13 protein-coding genes are annotated in these 16,815 nt (G+C 61.3%); 6 read left to right on the top strand and 7 right to left on the bottom strand.

The features are described 5' to 3' along the window. The first annotated feature begins 168 nt into the window (after positions 1–168). Positions 169–1,482 (top strand): tRNA 5-hydroxyuridine modification protein YegQ, encoded by a 1,314-nt coding sequence (gene yegQ / locus HBO10_RS26370; RefSeq protein WP_034125804.1) that lies wholly within the window; start codon positions 169–171, stop codon positions 1,480–1,482. A 22-nt stretch (positions 1,483–1,504) separates the two neighbouring features. On the opposite strand, the gene HBO10_RS26365 is transcribed toward yegQ, so the two are convergent. Together HBO10_RS26365 and HBO10_RS26360 are read right to left on the bottom strand one after the other, a co-directional pair. Then, complete coding sequence (locus HBO10_RS26365) at positions 1,505–3,184, bottom strand: methyl-accepting chemotaxis protein (RefSeq protein WP_034125805.1); 1,680 nt, start codon at positions 3,182–3,184, stop codon at positions 1,505–1,507. A 185-nt stretch (positions 3,185–3,369) separates the two neighbouring features. Next, positions 3,370–4,689 carry a Na+/H+ antiporter NhaC family protein gene (locus HBO10_RS26360; protein WP_161793214.1) on the bottom strand — a complete coding sequence of 440 codons (1,320 nt, stop codon included), beginning with the start codon at positions 4,687–4,689 and terminating at the stop codon, positions 3,370–3,372. Between the two features lie 229 nt (positions 4,690–4,918). On the opposite strand from HBO10_RS26360, the gene HBO10_RS26355 reads away from it, so the two are divergent. Further along, a complete protein-coding gene (locus HBO10_RS26355) occupies positions 4,919–7,066 on the top strand; it encodes a methyl-accepting chemotaxis protein (protein ID WP_034125806.1) in 2,148 nt (715 codons plus the stop codon). Positions 7,067–7,323: 257 nt separating this feature from the next. On the opposite strand, the gene HBO10_RS26350 is transcribed toward HBO10_RS26355, so the two are convergent. Genes HBO10_RS26350 through HBO10_RS26335 form a run of 4 tightly spaced genes read right to left on the bottom strand, consistent with a single transcriptional unit; the run spans position 7,324 to position 9,915 of the window. Then, entirely contained in the window at positions 7,324–8,637 is a 1,314-nt protein-coding gene (locus HBO10_RS26350) for a sensor histidine kinase (RefSeq protein WP_169922161.1), read from the bottom strand. After that, positions 8,634–9,302 carry a response regulator transcription factor gene (locus HBO10_RS26345; protein WP_034125807.1) on the bottom strand — a complete coding sequence of 223 codons (669 nt, stop codon included), beginning with the start codon at positions 9,300–9,302 and terminating at the stop codon, positions 8,634–8,636. The genes HBO10_RS26350 and HBO10_RS26345 overlap by 4 nt, the downstream gene beginning before the upstream one ends. Beyond that, the gene (locus HBO10_RS26340) at positions 9,302–9,613 is read right to left on the bottom strand and encodes a PepSY domain-containing protein (RefSeq protein ID WP_003190266.1); all 312 of its coding nucleotides are present in this window, start codon (positions 9,611–9,613) and stop codon (positions 9,302–9,304) included. Before HBO10_RS26340 ends, HBO10_RS26345 begins: the two co-directional genes overlap by 1 nt. Next, positions 9,613–9,915 (bottom strand): PepSY domain-containing protein, encoded by a 303-nt coding sequence (locus tag HBO10_RS26335; protein ID WP_034125808.1) that lies wholly within the window; start codon positions 9,913–9,915, stop codon positions 9,613–9,615. Before HBO10_RS26335 ends, HBO10_RS26340 begins: the two co-directional genes overlap by 1 nt. A 158-nt stretch (positions 9,916–10,073) precedes the next feature. On the opposite strand from HBO10_RS26335, the gene HBO10_RS26330 reads away from it, so the two are divergent. From HBO10_RS26330 to codA, 4 genes are all read left to right on the top strand, one after another. Then, entirely contained in the window at positions 10,074–11,153 is a 1,080-nt protein-coding gene (locus tag HBO10_RS26330; RefSeq protein ID WP_034125809.1) for a hypothetical protein, read from the top strand. Between the two features lie 182 nt (positions 11,154–11,335). Beyond that, complete coding sequence (gene queD, locus HBO10_RS26325) at positions 11,336–11,692, top strand: 6-carboxytetrahydropterin synthase QueD (protein ID WP_003190259.1); 357 nt, start codon at positions 11,336–11,338, stop codon at positions 11,690–11,692. Between the two features lie 397 nt (positions 11,693–12,089). Then, entirely contained in the window at positions 12,090–13,358 is a 1,269-nt protein-coding gene (codB, locus tag HBO10_RS26320) for a cytosine permease (protein WP_034125810.1), read from the top strand. Positions 13,359–13,408: 50 nt separating this feature from the next. Continuing rightward, on the top strand, positions 13,409–14,644 hold the full coding sequence (codA, locus tag HBO10_RS26315) for a cytosine deaminase (protein ID WP_034125811.1): 1,236 nt from the start codon (positions 13,409–13,411) through the stop codon (positions 14,642–14,644). A 9-nt stretch (positions 14,645–14,653) separates the two neighbouring features. Here codA and HBO10_RS26310 read toward each other — a convergent pair whose 3' ends face one another. Beyond that, positions 14,654–16,804, bottom strand: coding sequence for a lipase family protein (locus HBO10_RS26310; protein ID WP_034125812.1), 2,151 nt, complete (start codon positions 16,802–16,804; stop codon positions 14,654–14,656). Positions 16,805–16,815: the final 11 nt, after the last annotated feature.

The raw sequence follows: 16,815 nt of genomic DNA, 5'->3' as shown, positions 1-16,815 counted from the left end.
GGTCCATGTCAGAAAAACAGGGCCGATGGCGGCCCTGTTGCTTAGTCCGCAGCCAAACGTGGGAGTGCCCTTGTTTATCGAACAAGCATAGATCGCGTTATTTAGACCTGGGTCAATATCCCGTTATCGCTCCAGCACTACCCTCGCGCCTTTTTGCGACCCACACCCATGCGCCCGATAACTGCCCCCGAACTGCTCGCTCCCGCCGGCACCCTGAAAAACATGCGCTACGCCTTCGCCTACGGTGCCGACGCGGTCTACGCCGGCCAGCCGCGCTACAGCCTGCGGGTGCGCAATAACGAGTTCGACCACGCCAACCTGGCCCTCGGCATCCAGGAAGCCCATGACCTGGGCAAGCGCTTCTACGTGGTAGTGAACATTGCGCCGCACAACGCCAAGCTCAAGATCTTCCTCAAGGACCTGGCGCCCGTGATCGCCATGGGCCCGGATGCTCTGATCATGTCCGATCCTGGGCTGATCATGCTGGTGCGCCAGCACTTCCCGCAGATGCCGATCCACCTGTCGGTGCAGGCCAATACGGTGAATTGGGCCAGCGTGGCGTTCTGGCAGCAACAAGGCATTTGCAGGGTGATTCTGTCGCGGGAGCTGTCTCTGGAAGAGATTGGCGAAATCCGCCAGCAGGTGCCGACGATGGAGTTGGAGGTGTTTGTACATGGCGCCTTGTGCATGGCCTATTCCGGGCGGTGTCTGCTGTCGGGCTATATGAACAAACGCGATGCCAACCAGGGCACTTGCACCAATGCCTGCCGCTGGAAATACCAGGCCACGCCGGCCGTGGAGAATGCCACTGGCGATATCGTCCATGAATATCAACCCACATTGGGCATCGGCACACCCACCGATAAGGTGTTCCTGCTACAAGAGGCCAATCGCCCCGATGACCCCATGCCCGCTTTCGAAGACGAACACGGCACCTACATCATGAACGCCAAGGACCTGCGGGCCGTGCAGCATGTGGAGCGCCTGGCACAGATGGGCGTGCATTCGTTGAAGATCGAAGGCCGCACCAAGTCCCACTTCTACTGCGCGCGCACCACCCAGGTCTACCGCCAGGCCATCGATGACGCAGTGGCCGGCCGGGCGTTTGACCGCGGCTTGATGACCAACCTCGAGTCCCTGGCCCAGCGTGGCTACACCGAAGGTTTCCTGCGCCGCCACGTGCACGATGAATACCAGAACTACCAGAACGGCAGCTCGGTTTCCGAGCGCCAGCAGTTCGTCGGGGAGCTGACTGGCGAACGTCGTGGCGCGTTGGCCGAGGTGAAGGTGAAGAATCGCTTTGTGCTGGGCGACCACCTGGAGTTGATGACGCCCGCCGGCAATTTTCATTTTGACTTGCCGAGCCTGCATAACGCCAAGGGCGAAAGCATTGAGGTGGCGCCGGGGGACGGGCATACGGTGTATGTGCCGATTCCGGCGCAGATGGACCTGCGTTTTGGCCTGCTGATGCGCGACGTTTAAACCCTGCCGTGGGTTGGATGGATCAGATCCTGAACTGGCCTACCAACTGCCCGAGGCGCTGGCCCAGGTCTGCCAGGCTGCGAGACGTCTGAGCGCCCAACTGGGTTTCGTCCGCCACGCTGTCCACCGCTACCGCAATCTGATGCACGCTGCGGTTGATCTCTTCCGCCACGGCGGTCTGCTCTTCCGCGGCGCTGGCGATCTGGGCGTTCATTGAGTTGATGGTGCCAATCAGTTGCGCCATGGTGTCCAGGGACGCGCCGGCCTGGTTGGCCTGGGCCGAGGTGCCGTCGCCGGCATCGCTGGAGCGGCGCATAGCGTCCACGGCCGCCTCGGTGCCTTTCTGCAGGCGATCGATCATGCCCTGGATTTCCTGGGTGCTGGTTTGGGTGCGACTGGCCAGGGCACGCACTTCATCGGCGACCACAGCAAAGCCACGCCCAGCCTCCCCAGCCCGTGCGGCCTCGATGGCAGCGTTGAGCGCCAGCAGGTTGGTTTGCTCGGCGATGGAGCGGATCACGCCGAGCACACTGACGATTGACGACACATCCTGCTGCAGGCTGTCCAGGGACACGCCGCTGCTGCGGATGTCGTTCACCAGCGCATGGATCTGCGCGATGCTGCCGTCCACCACCCGCTTGGCGGCCTGGCCTTCGGCGTCGGTCTGCTGCGCAGCGACGGCCGCGCCTTGGGCACTGCGTGCCACTTCGTGGGCCGCCGAGGACATCTGGTTGATCGCGGTGGCCACCTGGTCGGTCTCGTGGCGCTGGCGTTCCATGGCCTGTTCAGAGCGCTGGGCCTGGTCGGACACCTGGCTCACCAGCCCGGTGAGTTGGGCGGTCATGTCGGTGATCTGGCGCACCAGGCCGTGGATTTTATCGACAAAGCGGTTGAATGCACCGGCCAGGTCGCCGAGTTCATCCTGGCTGGTAATGGCCAGACGGCGGGTCAGGTCACCTTCGCCCGCGGCGATGTCATCGAGGTTGGCCTTCATCAGGTGCAGCGGGCGCAGGATGGTATTGGCCAGCAGCATGCCCAAGGCGGCGATCACCAGCAACACCACCACGGCCACGCCGAGGATGCTCAACAGTACGCCTTGCATGCGCTTCTCGACTTTTGCCTGCACCACCGCCACTTGGGCGTCGATGCCATCAAGGTTCACCGAGGTGCCGATCACCATGTCCCACTTGGGCAGGTACTCGGTATAGCCGAGCTTGGGCACCAGTTCGGTCTGGCCGGGCTGGGTCGAGCTGTATTGCAGGTAGTGGGTGCCGTCCTTGCCGACCTTCACCAGGTCGCGGTTGACGTAGACGCCGTTGGGGTCGCGGTTGTCCTTGAAGCTTTTGCCCACGCCGTCCGGGCTGTTGCCCTTGAACAGGCGGATGGTTTCGGAGTCGTAGCCGAAGAAATAGCCGTCTTTGCCGTAGCTGGTGTTGGATAACAACTTGACCACCTGCGCCCGCGCCGCGCTGTCGCCGGGGGCTGCCGCGTCGTAGAGCGGCTTGATGGTGGTCATGGCCACCTCGACATAACTTTGCAGGGTGGCCTTGGCGTCGTTGAGCAGGCGCTGACGGGTTTCATCCACCTCGTTGCGGGCCTGGCCCTGCAGAATCCACACGGTGGTCAGGCTGATGACCACGGCAAACAACAACACCGGCACGACAGCAAGGGCCAGGACTTTGGCCTTCAAACTCAGACGCATGGCTTTTCTCTCTTGTTAGTGGCGACTTGAGAGGTTAACGGCCATGTGAGCAATTACTGTAGGAGCGAGCTTGTGTGGCGAGGCAGCTTGCTGCCGCTGGGGTGCGCAGCGCCCGCACGCTTTTTTGGGGCTGCTTCGCAGCCCAGCGGGAGCAAGCTCCCTCGCCACAGAGGTTCTCGCCTGGATCAGAGCGTCATCGCGGCCAGCCAGCCGAACGCCAGCAGCGGCAGGTTGTAGTGCAGGAAGGTCGGCACCACGGTGTCCCAGATATGGTGGTGCTGGCCGTCGATGTTCAGGCCGGAGGTGGGACCTAGGGTGGAGTCCGAGGCAGGCGAACCGGCGTCGCCCAAGGCACCGGCGGTACCAACGATGCACACGATGGCCACCGGGCTGAAGCCCAACTGCACACACAGCGGCACGAAAATCGCCGCGAGGATCGGCACCGTGGAAAACGACGAGCCGATGCCCATGGTCACCAACAACCCCACCAGCAGCATCAACAACGCCCCGACGCCCCGGCTATGGCCGATGAACGCTGCCGAGGCTTGCACCAGCGAGTTCACGTCACCGGTGGCCTTGAGCACTTCGGCAAAACCTGAGGACGCGATCATGATGAAGCCGATCATCGCCATCATTTTCATGCCTTCGGTGAACAGGTCATCGGTGTCGCGCCAGCGCACGATGCCCGACACCGAGAAGATCAGGAACCCGGCCAGGGCGCCGATGATCATCGAGTCCAGCCACAACTGGATGATGAACGCCGAGGCAATTGCCAGGCCGGCCACCAGCAGGGTCAGCGGGTTGTACTGCACCGCCACTTGCTCGACACGCTCGATTTTCTTCAGGTCGTACACACGCTTTTTGCGGTAGCTGATCAGCACCGCCACCAGCAGGCCGACCACCATGCCCAGCGCCGGCAGGCCCATGGCGTGGGTGACGTTGACCCCGCTGATATCCACCCCGCTCTTGGCGACGTTGGCCAGCAGGATCTGATTGAGGAAGATATTGCCAAAGCCCACCGGCAGAAACATGTACGGGGTGATCAGGCCGAAGGTCATCACGCAGGCGATCAGGCGACGATCCAGTTGCAGCTTGGTCAGCACATACAGCAGCGGCGGTACCAGCAGCGGAATAAACGCAATGTGGATCGGCAAGATGTTCTGCGAGGCAATCGCCACCACCCACAACAGGCCGATCAGCAGCCATTTGACGTGGTTGCCACCGCTGGCGTCCTGGCGGTCCACCAGCAGCAAGGCTTTGTCCGCCAGCGCATGGGCCAGCCCGGACTTGGCAATCGCCACGGCGAAAGCACCGAGCAATGCGTAGGACAAGGCCACGGTTGCGCCGCCGCCCAGCCCGCCGTTGAAGGCCTTGAGCGTGGCCTCGATACCCAGGCCACCGGTCAAGCCGCCCACCAGGGCGCCGACGATAATGGCGATGACCACATGCACGCGGGACAGGCTGAGTACCAGCATGGTGCCGACCGCGGCGATGACTGCGTTAATCATGGTTACCTCAAGCAGAAACAAAAAAGACAGGCATGCCCGCGCGCGGCCCATGGGAACAGCTGCCGGCGTGCAGGCTTGAAAGAGGTCTTATTAGAGGGCGCGCACTTTGCAGGAGCTGGGCTGCCATGTCAAAAACTGTGGTGAGGCAAAGCCCTCTGCGCAGATAAAGAATTACCGGCACTGGCCGATACGCTGTCTCTATGTGCTTTCAGGTAAGGATGTCCCGATGTCGCTCAGGCAGCTCTCCATTCAATGGAAAATCACCCTGCTGGCGGGCCTCTGCCTGCTGGGGATCGTGACCCTGCTGGTGGGTCTGTCGCTGTATCGCATGGCGCAGAGCTCGCAGCAGGTCAAGGCGTCCAGCATGCAGATGCTCGACGAAGCTGCCCAGTCGCGCATCGAGGCCCAAGGCGAAGTGCAAGCGCTGGGCATTCGCCAGCAGTTCATGGATGCTTACCAGTACGGCCATGGCTTTTCCCGCCAGGTGTTGTTTTTGCGCGAGCAGGCCGAGAAGCGCTTTCTCGATGCCTTCGACACCCGTGAAGACCTGACGCGCCAGGTCAAGGCCGCCCTGCAGGCCAACCCCGACCTGCTCGGCCTGTCCCTGGTGTTCGAAGCCAATGCGCTGGACGGCAAGGACGAACTGTTCGCCAATCAGGCGGAACTGGGCAGCAATGACAAAGGCCGTTTCGCGCTGTACTGGTCGCAACCGACACCGGGGAAAATCACCTCGATGGCGCTGCCCGAGAGCGACATGGCCGACACCTCCATCGGCCCCAGCGGCGAAAAGGCCAACGCCTGGTTCACCTGCCCGCGCACGACTCTCAAGCCCTGCGTGATCGAGCCCTACTTCTATGTGATCGACGGCCAGAACGTGCTGATGACCAGCATCGTGTTCCCGCTGATGGTCAATGGCAAAGTCATCGCCTCGCTGTCGGTGGATATCAACCTCAACAGCCTGCAGGCGGTCAGCCAACAGGCCAGCCAGAAACTGTACGACGGCCAGACCCAGGTCAGCATCCTCAGCGCCACTGGCTTATTGGCTGGCTACAGCCCGGATGCCAGCAAACTCAGCCAACGCCTGGAGCAGGTCGACCCGGCCAGCGGCGCACAGCTGACCAGTGCCTTGGCCAGCAGTACCCAGACCCGCAGCCTGCGCACCGACCACCAACTCAAGGTATTGGCGCCTTTTGCGCCGATTCCCGGCGGTAAGGCGTGGGGCGTATTGCTGGACGTACCGGAAAAAGTCCTGGTCGCCCCCGCCGAAGCGCTGAAAAACCAGCTGGACGCCGACAACGCCAAAGGCACCCTGCTGGAACTGGGCCTGGGCCTGCTGGCCGCCGTGGTCGGCTTGATCCTGGTGTGGCTGATGGCACGCAGCGTGACCCGGCCAATCCTCGGCGTGGCGCACATGCTTGAGGATATCGCCAGCGGCGAAGGCGACCTGACCCGGCGCCTGGCCTATGCCAAACAGGACGAACTGGGTCAATTGGCCGGCTGGTTCAACCGTTTCCTCGACAAGCTGCAGCCGATCATTGCCGAGGTCAAACGCTCGGTGCAGGACGCTCGCGGCACCGCCGACCAGTCCGCCGCTATTGCCACGCAAACCAGCGCCGGCATGGAGCAGCAGTACCGTCAGGTTGATCAGGTGGCCACCGCATCCCACGAAATGAGCGCCACCGCTCAGGATGTGGCTCGCAGCGCCGCCCAGGCCGCCCAAGCCGCCCGAGATGCCGACCAGGCGACTCGCCAAGGCTTGACGGTTATCGACCGCACCACCGCCAACATTGGCGAGCTCGCCGCCGACATGAGCACCGCTATGACCCAAGTTGAAGGCTTGGCCGCCAACAGCGAACAGATCGGCTCGGTGCTTGAAGTGATTCGCGGCATCGCCGAGCAGACCAACCTGTTGGCGCTCAACGCCGCCATCGAAGCCGCTCGCGCCGGTGAAGCCGGCCGCGGTTTTGCCGTGGTCGCCGACGAAGTGCGCAACCTGGCACGGCGCACCCAGGAATCGGTGGAAGAAACCCGCCTGGTGATCGAACAATTGCAAACCGGTACCAGCGATGTGGTCGGTTCCATGGGCAACAGCTATCGCCAGGCCCAGGGCAGCGTCGAACAGGTCGGCCAGGCCGTCACCGCCTTGCGCCAGATTGGCGATGCGGTCACGGTGATCAGCGACATGAACCTGCAAATCGCCAGCGCCGCGGAAGAGCAAAGCGCCGTGGCCGAAGAGATCAACAGCAACGTGGCGACCATTCGCGATGTGACCGAATCGTTGTCGGAGCAGGCCAATGAATCGGCGCGGGTCAGCCAGGCGTTGAACAGCCTGGCGAACCAGCAGCAGGGGTTGATGGATCAGTTTCGGGTCTAAATGTAGCTAGGCTTTTCTGTGGGGGTCGGGCTTGCCCCAATGCCAGTCCGTTAAGGGCTTTTTGTAGGAGCGAGCTTGCTCGCGAAAAACTCACAGGCGCGGCGTTCATTCAGCAAGCACGCGTTATCGTTGACGTTTTTCGCGAGCAAGCTCGCTCCTACAGTAGGCGATGCAGACACCTCGGTATTTCAGGTAAACCGAGTCGATGCTATCGCAGGCAAGCCAGCTCCCACATTTTGAGCAGCGGTGTGCCAGTGTCAGCGGCGTGGCAACTGGATCAATACCTTGAGCCCACCCAGCTCACTCTCCTGCAGTTGCAACACCCCACCCCACACCTCGACAATGTCGCGCACGATCCCCAAACCCAGGCCATGGCCAACCCTTTGCTCATCCAGGCGTGCGCCACGGCTGAACACTTGGTCGCGCTGGGCCTCGGGAATGCCGGGGCCGTCGTCTTCCACCGCCAGCCGATAGCCCTGGGGCGTCTCGCTGACGCTCAGGCGTACCTCGGCGTCCGCCCATTTACAGGCGTTGTCCAACAGATTGCCCAGCAGTTCCAGCAGGTCTTCACGGTCCCAGGGCAGTTGCAGGCCCGGCGCCACCTGATAGCTGAGGTCCAGGTGTTCGCCGTGGATCATGCGCAGGGTGGCCAGTAAACCGGGCAGCTCTTGTTCACAGTCAAACAACGCGCCCGGCAAGGCATCGCCCGCCAGGCGCGCACGGTTGAGTTCACGGTTGAGGCGCTGCTGCACCTGCTCCAATTGCTCGCGCAGCAACTGGCTCAGTTGCGGATGATCCTTGAGCGCGTCACTGGAGGCCGCGCTCAACAACACCGCCAGCGGGGTTTTCAGCGCATGCCCCAGGTTGCCGAGGGCGTTGCGAGAGCGCTTGAGGCTGTCTTCGGTGTGCGCCAACAGGTGGTTGATCTGCGCCACCAGGGACTCCAGCTCAAGCGGCACTTGGGTGTCGAGTTGCGAGCGCTGGCCTTGTTGCAGTTGGGCGATCTGGTTGCGTGCGGTCTCCAGGGGGCGCAGGGCACGGCGCACGGTGACCCGTTGCAGGATCAGCACCAACAGCAGCGCCGCCAGCCCCATCACCAGGCCGACCTGGCGCATCAGGCGAAAGCTCTCGCGCACGGGCGTGTAGTCCTGGGCCACGCTGATGGAAATCGATTGGCCGAAGCGCTTGTAGTCCGAGCGCAGCACCAACAGTTGCTGGCCTTCGGGCCCCAGTTGCAGGTTGCCCTTGAGCCCCGCCACCGGGAGCCGGGGCAGTTCCTGGTCCCACAATGAACGGGAGCGCCAATGCACATCGGCAAAGTCGATACGAAAGTAATGCCCGGAAAACGGCCGCTGGTACGCCGGCGACAGGCGTTGCTCATCCAACTGCACGCCGTTGGGCCCACGCACCAGCGCCACCAGCAGATTTTCGCTGTCGTTGCGCAAGCCCGCTTCAAGGTAGCGTTGCAAACCCGCCTCGAACAACCACAGGCTGGTTTGCGCCAGCACCACGCCGACAATCACCATCACGCTGATCAACCCCAGGCTCAAGCGCCGCTGGATCGACCTCATGCCGGGGTGGCGCCGAAACGGTAGCCCTGGCCACGCCGGGTCTCGATCACGCTGCGGCCCAATTTGCGCCTTAGATGGTTGACGTGCACCTCCAGCACATTAGAGTCGCGCTCGGTCTCGCCGTCATACAAGTGTTCGGCCAGGTGGCTTTTGGACAGGATCTGTTCGGGATGCAGCATGAAATAGCGCAACAAGCGAAACTCGGCAGCCGTCAATTGGATCTCGGCGCCGTCGCGTAGCACGCACTGGCGCCCTTCATCCAAATGCAGACCGGCAGCTTGCAGGGTGGGCTGGTTCGTCTGGCCGTGGGAGCGGCGCAGCAGCGACTGGATGCGCAGGTACAGCTCTTCAGGGTGAAAGGGTTTGCTCAGGTAATCATCGGCGCCGGCCTTGAGCCCTTCGATACGCTCGGCCCAGGAATCGCGGGCCGTGAGGATCAGCACTGGTATGGCCAACGAGGCGGCGCGCCATTGCGCCAGCACTTCAAGCCCGGGTAAACCGGGCAAGCCAAGGTCGAGGATGATCAAGTCATACGGCTCGCTGCGTCCCTGATACACGGCGTCGCGGCCATCGGCCAGCCAGTCGACCGCGTAGCCCTGGCGCTGCAGGCCGGCCATCAGTTCGTCGGCCAGGGGCACGTTGTCTTCCACCAGGAGCAGGCGCATCAGTCTTCCTCATCTTTGATCAGGTCGCCATTGGTGGCATCCAGCTTGATCTCGCGCACCACGCCCTCGGTGGTCACCAGTTCCACTTCATAGGCGTATTGCCCGTGTTTCTTTTCCAGTTCGGCTTCCAGCAGCCGTGAGCCGGGGTATCGCGCCATGGCCTGCTGCAACAGCTGTTCCAATGGCAGGATGACGCCTTGTTGGCGCAGGGCCAGGGCTTCGTCCTGGTTGAGGTCGCGGGCCGCCAGGCTGGAACAGAACACCATGAGCACCAGCGCCACGCGACTGCCGACGCGTAAATTTACCTTCATTACGTATCCTGATGATTCTTGAGAACCTGCCCGGTGAGCGCGTTCAATTCAACGTCCCATTCAATGCCGTCTGCATCTCGTAGCTCGACTTCATAGACGTACTTGCCGTATTCCTCATCCAAATCGGTGTCCAGCAGCGTCGAACCAGGGTGAAGGGCCAGGGCCGTAGCTTCCAGTTGATCGAAAGCGACAATTGTAACAGTGGCCGGCACGATCAGTGGCTTGTCGGGGTCCACGGCGGCGGCCGGGGTCGCCGTAACGAGGATGATAGCGGCGGCGCCCAGGGCAGTGAGGCGCTTCATGATAAGTCTCCGTTACATGATGTTTTCCTACGCCGGCCACGGTACGCGCTGCAACTTAACTGAAACTGAATTGCCACCATGGCAATTCCAGTCAAGCCATTTTTCCCACTGCCTGCGAGATTTCCTATACTGCCCCGCTCGCCTCAACAGAGACCGGTATGACAGCCATCCATATCAAGTTCCCGGCCTTGACACTCAAGGCCGGTAAACGCGCCATCACCCGCATTCGCGAGCAGGGCCTTGCGCCTGCCGACGTCGGTATCCTCCCCGGGGCGGCTGGCGGCCCCAAGGCCCTGGGTATCCAAGGGCTCGACCTGGCGCTGTTCGGTTATTGGTTGCCCCGTGCGCCGCGCGAGCGTGCGCTGATCGGCGCGTCCATTGGCTCCTGGCGGTTTGCCAGCGCCTGCCTGCCCGATCCGGTGCAAGGTTTGCTCGACCTGGGCCGGCTGTACAACGAGCAGCGCTTTGCCAAAGGCGTGACCATGGCCCAAGTCAGTCAGAGCTGCCAACGCATGCTCGACGACCTGCTGGCCGGGCGCGATGCGCGGGTGCTGGACAACCCCGACTATCGGCTGAACATCATGGTGGTAAAGAGCCACGGCTTGCTCGCCGATGACCACCGTGGGCGGCTGGGGCTGGGCCTGTCGTCGGTGATTGCCGATAACCTGCGGGGCCGCGCACGGCTGTCGCGGCATTTCGAGCGGCTGATCATCCACGACCCGCGCCAAGCGCCCCCTGTACACCCCCTGAAGGATTTCCCCTCGCGCTTCCTCACCCTGGACGTGGGTAACCTGCGCCAGGCGTTGCTCGCGTCCGGCTCGATCCCCATGGTCATGCAAGGCGTACGCGACCTGCCTGGGGCCGGGGCCGGCACCTACCGCGACGGCGGCCTGCTGGACTACCACCTCGACCTGCCCTACCACGGCGATGACATCGTGCTGTACCCGCACTTTACCGACCGGGTCATCCCCGGCTGGTTCGACAAGGGCCTGCCATGGCGACGCAGCAACCAGCAAGGCTTGCAGGATGTATTACTGCTGGCGCCGTCCAGGGACTACCTGGCCCGCCTGCCCCACGGCAAGCTGCCAGACCGTAGCGACTTCAAGCGCTTTATGGGCGATGACCCTGGCCGTAACAAATATTGGCAAACTGCCATGAGCGAGAGCCAACGGCTGGGGGATGAGTTTTTGGCATTGGCGGATAACGGCAAGCTCGGCGACCGTTTGCTCGCCCTTTAAGTGTAGGAGCGAGCTTGCTCGCGAAGGTCGTCAACGATAACGCAGGGTGCCTGGACTAACGCGGCGCCCTTGGGTTTTTCGCGAGCAAGCTTGCTCCTACAACATGAGGGGCGGTATGCGCAGAGGTTGATCAAGCTGTTAAACTCGCCGCCTGCCAGACACCTGACCGAGCTGAAAACACTGTGGAAATCTTCAAGGAATTTACATTCGAATCCGCCCACCGCCTGCCCCACGTACCGGAAGGCCACAAATGCGGGCGCCTGCATGGGCATTCGTTCAAGGTGGCCATCCACCTGAGCGGCGACCTGGATCCCCATACCGGCTGGATTCGCGACTTCTCGGAGATCAAGGCGATTTTCAAGCCGCTCTATGAACGCCTCGACCACAACTACCTCAACGACATTCCCGGCCTTGAAAACCCCACCAGCGAAGTGCTGGCCAAGTGGATCTGGAATGAACTGAAACCCTTGTTGCCGGAACTCAGTGCGATCCGTATCCACGAGACCTGCACCAGTGGGTGCATTTATCGCGGCGAGTAAGTGATCGAGTGTTGAAAAGACCACCTGCGGGGAATGTCACTGTGGCGAGGGAGCTTGCTCCCGCTGGGTCGCGAAGCGGCCCCAAAAGATGGGACTGCTACGCAGCCCAACGGGAGCAAGCTCCCTCGCCACAGGTCACTGTTTGTTCGCTCTAGCTCTTAATTGGCTGGCATTGCCAACTGTAGGTGTTTTTTTCGAAGCGGCGGGCTGATCCATTAGGAAAACCCGCACAGACGCCGATCGACTGAGCCAGTTTGGCTCACCGCTGCACTGCTTTTGCGCTGATTGGGAGGAGACGGCCTTATAAAGGGCTTACTCCGTCAGCGCATACCTGCCTGCACCTGCATTGGCACGCAGGATGCACACGACCTGGGTCACCACTCAGGGAGCAGCCCCCATGACGCAACAAGACCCCGGCAACGACTACCCTCTCAGCGAAGTCCCCTTGCACGCGCGCAAGGGTCTGGCCTCTACGGCCATGGTGTTGCTGGGGTTCACCTTTTTTACCGCGACCATGTTCGCCGGCGGCAAGCTGGGGGTGGCGTTCAGCTTCATCGACATGCTCGGCGTCGTGGCCCTGGGTAACCTGTTGTTGGGTATCTACGCCGCAGGCTTGGGTTACATCGCGTTCAAGAGCGGCTTGAACTCGGTGTTGATGGGGCGTTTCTGCTTTGGCGAAGTGGGCAGCAAGCTCAGTGACTTGGTCCTCGGTTTTACCCAGATCGGCTGGTATGCCTGGGGCACGGCCACGGCTGCGGTGGTATTGGGCAAGTATTTCCAATTGAGCCAGGGCAGTGTGCTGGGGCTGATGGTGGTATTTGGCTTACTGTTCTGCGCCACCGCCTACGTGGGGTATCGCGGCTTGGAAATCCTGTCCTACATCGCGGTGCCGGCCATGGGGCTCCTGTTGCTGCTGTCGATGTGGGTCGCCACCGTAAAGGTCGGCGGGCTGGAGGGGCTGCTGGCGGTGGTGCCCAGCGCTGAGCTGGACTTGTCCACCGCCATCACCCTGGTGTTCGGGACCTTTGTCAGCGGGGCAACCCAGGCCACCAACTGGACGCGGTTTTCGCGCTCGGCCAAGGTTGCGGTGCTGGCCAGCCTGATCGGCTTTTTTGTCGGCAATGGTTTGATGGTGCTGATCGGGGCCTATGGCGCCATCGTCTATCAGCAACCGGATGTGGTGGAGGTCTTGCTGCTGCAAGGTTTCGCCACAGCGGCGATGGCCATGCTGCTGCTTAATATCTGGAGCACCCAGGACAACACCATCTACAACTTCGCCGTCGCCGGCTGTAACCTGCTGCGCACCCAACGGCGCAAGAGCGTGACCCTGGCCGGCGCGGTGATCGGCACCCTGCTCGCCTTGTTCGGCATGTACGACCTGTTGGTGCCGTACCTGATCCTGCTGGGCACGGTCATCCCGCCGATAGGAGGCGTGATCATGGCGGACTTCTTCTATCGCTATCGCGGCCAATATCCGCGCTTGGCAGAGGCTCACTTACCGGCATTCAATTGGCCAGGTCTGATCGCGTATGGGGTGGGCACCGTGGTCGCGTTCAACTCGCCGTGGGTCGCACCGTTGGTGGGAATTTTTGCCGCATCGCTGACCTATGTGCTGCTCAGCGCCATACTACGCGCCATGACCGCCTGGACATCGGTATCGCCCTGAGGATCTGGCGGCTGTCTGCCTGATTGTTTTTAGCCAAGAGGAACTTGCCCATGCACATCATCAATGCCCGCCTGCGCAACCGTGAAGGCCTGCATGATCTGCACCTGGAAAATGGCCGGATCGCCAGCATCACTGCGCAAACCGGAGCGCCCACACTGATGGCCGGCGACTTGGACGCCGCCGGCAACCTGGTCATACCGCCCTTTGTCGAGCCCCACATCCACCTCGACGCCACCCTCACCGCCGGCGAGCCGCGCTGGAACATGAGCGGTACGCTGTTTGAAGGCATCGAGTGCTGGGGCGAACGCAAGGCCACCATTACTCTGGAAGACACCAAGGCCCGGGCCAAAAAAACCATTCAGGCCCTCGCCGCCCATGGCATCCAGCATGTGCGCACCCATGTCGACGTCACCGACCCGGACCTCACCGCACTCAAGGCCCTGCTGGAGGTACGTGAAGAGAGCACGCACCTGATCGACCTGCAAATCGTCGCCTTTCCCCAGGAAGGCATCGAGTCCTTCCGCAATGGTCGTGAGTTGATGGAAGAAGCCATTCGCCTGGGTGCCGATGTGATCGGTGGCATCCCCCACTTCGAATACACCCGCGACCAAGGCGTGAGTTCGGTGAAGTTCCTCATGGATCTGGCCGAACGTACTGGCTGCCTGGTGGACGTGCACTGTGACGAAACCGACGACCCCCATTCACGCTTTCTCGAAGTCCTCGCGGAAGAAGCCCGCAGCCGCGACATGGGTGCCCGCGTGACCGCCAGCCATACCACCGCCATGGGTTCCTACGACAATGCTTACTGCGCCAAGCTGTTTCGCCTGCTAGGACACTCCGGCATCAGCTTTGTCTCGTGCCCCACCGAAAGCATCCACCTGCAAGGCCGCTTCGACAACTTCCCGAAACGCCGCGGTGTCACCCGTGTGAACGAACTGCTTGAGGCCGGCATGAACGTGTGTTTCGGCCAGGACTCCATCGTCGATCCCTGGTACCCGCTGGGTAACGGCAACATTCTGCGAGTACTGGAGGCCGGTCTGCACATCTGCCATATGCTCGGTTACCGCAATTTGCAAAACGCCCTGGACCTGGTCACCGACAACAGTGCCAAAGCCATGGCCCTGGGCGATCGTTATGGGTTGCAAGCAGGTCGCCCGGCCAACCTGCTGATCCTGTCGGCCGACAGCGACTACGAAGTCATACGTAGCCAGGGCCTGCCGTTGTACTCGATTCGCAACGGCAAGGTACTGATGAAACGGCAACCGGCACAGGTAGAGTTTATGTAACCGCGTGGGTTAGACGACTGAGTCGATGTCCAACGTTTGCACCCGTACCTGTTCATCGTGGGAAGGCGGCGGGACGCTGGTGAATTGGGCCGGCTCACGATTCTCGCGATGGCGGAACCAACGCTTGAGGCTCGCTTGCAGATGTGCAGAAGAGGCATGGTTGCCGTAGACATCGCGGGCTTGCAGGCGACGCCATCGCAGGCTTGCCAAGCGCTCGCGGCTGGTGTGCAAACGGTCGATCTCTGCGTTCAAGGCATCAGTAGGTTCATGGCTACGATCATTGGCAGGGCGCCGCAGAGCAAGTTCACGCCGCTTGGTCCGTAGTTGCTCGCGCATGTCTTCAAAGGCCCGGTCGAGCAGCTCGAATTCCCTCTGGGTCACCAACGAGCCCTCACTCTCCAGGGTTTGTTGCCAGCGGCGCAATGTCGCCCACGCCGCGGGGATGTAGCTGGTGGTCATGAAGTGCTGGTCGGCTTGAAACAGCTGCCTCAGCACATTATCGCGGTCGGGCATGTCGCCCTGCAGTTGCAATGCGCGGTTGCAACCCGCTTCTTGGAGGGATTCACAGCCAGGTTTCCATAACACCGAAGAATGGCTGCCATCCGGGAGCGTGATCGGCATGAAATGATATTGCTCGCCATGATGCCGATAGGGGTTGCCGCCCACGCGCACCAGCCCTGCGGCGAACAACAGGCCACCGGGTAAAGGGTTGCTGAATAGCGTGATGGCCCCGGGAATCCAGAGCTTGGCGGTGGTATTCATCCAGGGCGCCGGGACGCTGGGGACAGGGTCGTTGTGGTTGACGATGCGGTGGTGGACCAGAGAAGAGGCACCGGCGGTGAATTCAGAGTCGGCGGCGCGGGGGGCGCCGTAGGTGTAGAGCAGGATGTTGTAATGGGCGTCTGGGGTTCGGCGCAGTCCTTCTGCCAACAGCAGTGCTATGGCGCCGCCGAGGCTGTGGCCGCACATTACGATGCGCTGGCCGGTGTGAAACTGATCAAGATATTGCAATACGAAATTACGCAGCGCCCGATAGGCCTGGTAAAAACCATCGTGGGCTTTTCCAACACCGCCTTCGAAGGCCACCTGATGGGCGTCGGCGTCACGTAATGCGTCGGCACGGCTGACCGTTCCTCGCACAGAGATCAGGATGACTTCATCGTGGTGGGTGATGAAGGCCTGGGTGTCAGTACCGAATTTTTCATCATCGAAAAAGTGCAAACGTGCGGGATGCTCCTGCTCTTCGTTTCGTTCCGGGCGATTTTGGGGATACAACACGGGATCGAACGGCAGGATTTCGAAACGCTGGGAGTAAGGAATATCTTCGTAGATCGGGTAAAAACGGTGTGATTGCTTCGGATCAATTCGCCAGGCTTCGTGATACACCGAAAGCTGTTCAGCGAATAAATTTCCAACGCTCGGATCCAACGGAAACCGGACTTCGTCTAATGGCTTTTCGGCGGGGGCCTGTCCAAAATCGCAGTAACTCAACGCAGCAAACAATGCCAGTTGGTATAGGTTAAGGGCGCAGAAGCCGTCTTCGGTGGATAAGATGGGGCGTAAGGCCCGTAGTGGTCGCACTTCCAGAACGGTGTGCTTGTTGGGGAACAGTACGATACCCACCAATGAAGGCTGAGGCGGGCCGAAGCCCAGATCAGCCAACATTTTCAGTGCATGGCGCTTGGGAGAGTGGACTCGAGGCGTTGTCGGAGGCAAATGGGCAACATGACGAACTAAATCTCTAACTTCGACTTGATAAAATCTGTTGGGTTGATGTTGAGCGGGATTGGCTTCAATACGACGTCCATCGACCGAAGCAAATCTGGTTTGCTCAGCACGAAATTGAAGCTCGGTGATAGGTAGCTGATAAGTCGGCCGCATCATTAACCGACGATATGGCTGCTCGGTTCCTGAATACAAATCGTCAAAAACGAGGACCACAGGACCGCTGTAAATGTCTTTTAGCTTGGCGAATCCTTCCTCGTTCAATCTACCTTTGTACTCTCGTCCAGCGCTGTCGCGGACCGTATACGACAGGCCGCCGTACGTCGCCCCAACTCCAGTTTCATCGACCAAGCAAAAACTCACCCACTGCCCTCGCAATGAACAAGCTGGCGTGCTGTCACTGAAAAAGGGTCGCTTCCTTGCGTCCAAATACATGGCCTACTCCT

The organism is Pseudomonas sp. WS 5503 (assembly GCF_012985385.1).
Taxonomy (GTDB): domain Bacteria; phylum Pseudomonadota; class Gammaproteobacteria; order Pseudomonadales; family Pseudomonadaceae; genus Aquipseudomonas; species Aquipseudomonas paracarnis.
This window is presented reverse-complemented; position numbering and strand designations above follow the sequence as displayed.

Excerpts from the sequence above, each read along its gene's own strand:
- yegQ (WP_034125804.1), top strand. The coding sequence starts at position 169 with ATGCGCCCGATAACTGCCCCCGAACTGCTCGCTCCCGCCGGCACCCTG.
- HBO10_RS26365 (WP_034125805.1), bottom strand. The coding sequence starts at position 3,184 with ATGCGTCTGAGTTTGAAGGCCAAAGTCCTGGCCCTTGCTGTCGTGCCG.
- HBO10_RS26355 (WP_034125806.1), top strand. The coding sequence starts at position 4,919 with ATGTCGCTCAGGCAGCTCTCCATTCAATGGAAAATCACCCTGCTGGCG.
- HBO10_RS26350 (WP_169922161.1), bottom strand. The coding sequence starts at position 8,637 with ATGAGGTCGATCCAGCGGCGCTTGAGCCTGGGGTTGATCAGCGTGATG.
- HBO10_RS26345 (WP_034125807.1), bottom strand. The coding sequence starts at position 9,302 with ATGCGCCTGCTCCTGGTGGAAGACAACGTGCCCCTGGCCGACGAACTG.
- HBO10_RS26340 (WP_003190266.1), bottom strand. The coding sequence starts at position 9,613 with ATGAAGGTAAATTTACGCGTCGGCAGTCGCGTGGCGCTGGTGCTCATG.
- HBO10_RS26335 (WP_034125808.1), bottom strand. The coding sequence starts at position 9,915 with ATGAAGCGCCTCACTGCCCTGGGCGCCGCCGCTATCATCCTCGTTACG.
- HBO10_RS26330 (WP_034125809.1), top strand. The coding sequence starts at position 10,074 with ATGACAGCCATCCATATCAAGTTCCCGGCCTTGACACTCAAGGCCGGT.
- codB (WP_034125810.1), top strand. The coding sequence starts at position 12,090 with ATGACGCAACAAGACCCCGGCAACGACTACCCTCTCAGCGAAGTCCCC.
- codA (WP_034125811.1), top strand. The coding sequence starts at position 13,409 with ATGCACATCATCAATGCCCGCCTGCGCAACCGTGAAGGCCTGCATGAT.
- HBO10_RS26310 (WP_034125812.1), bottom strand. The coding sequence starts at position 16,804 with ATGTATTTGGACGCAAGGAAGCGACCCTTTTTCAGTGACAGCACGCCA.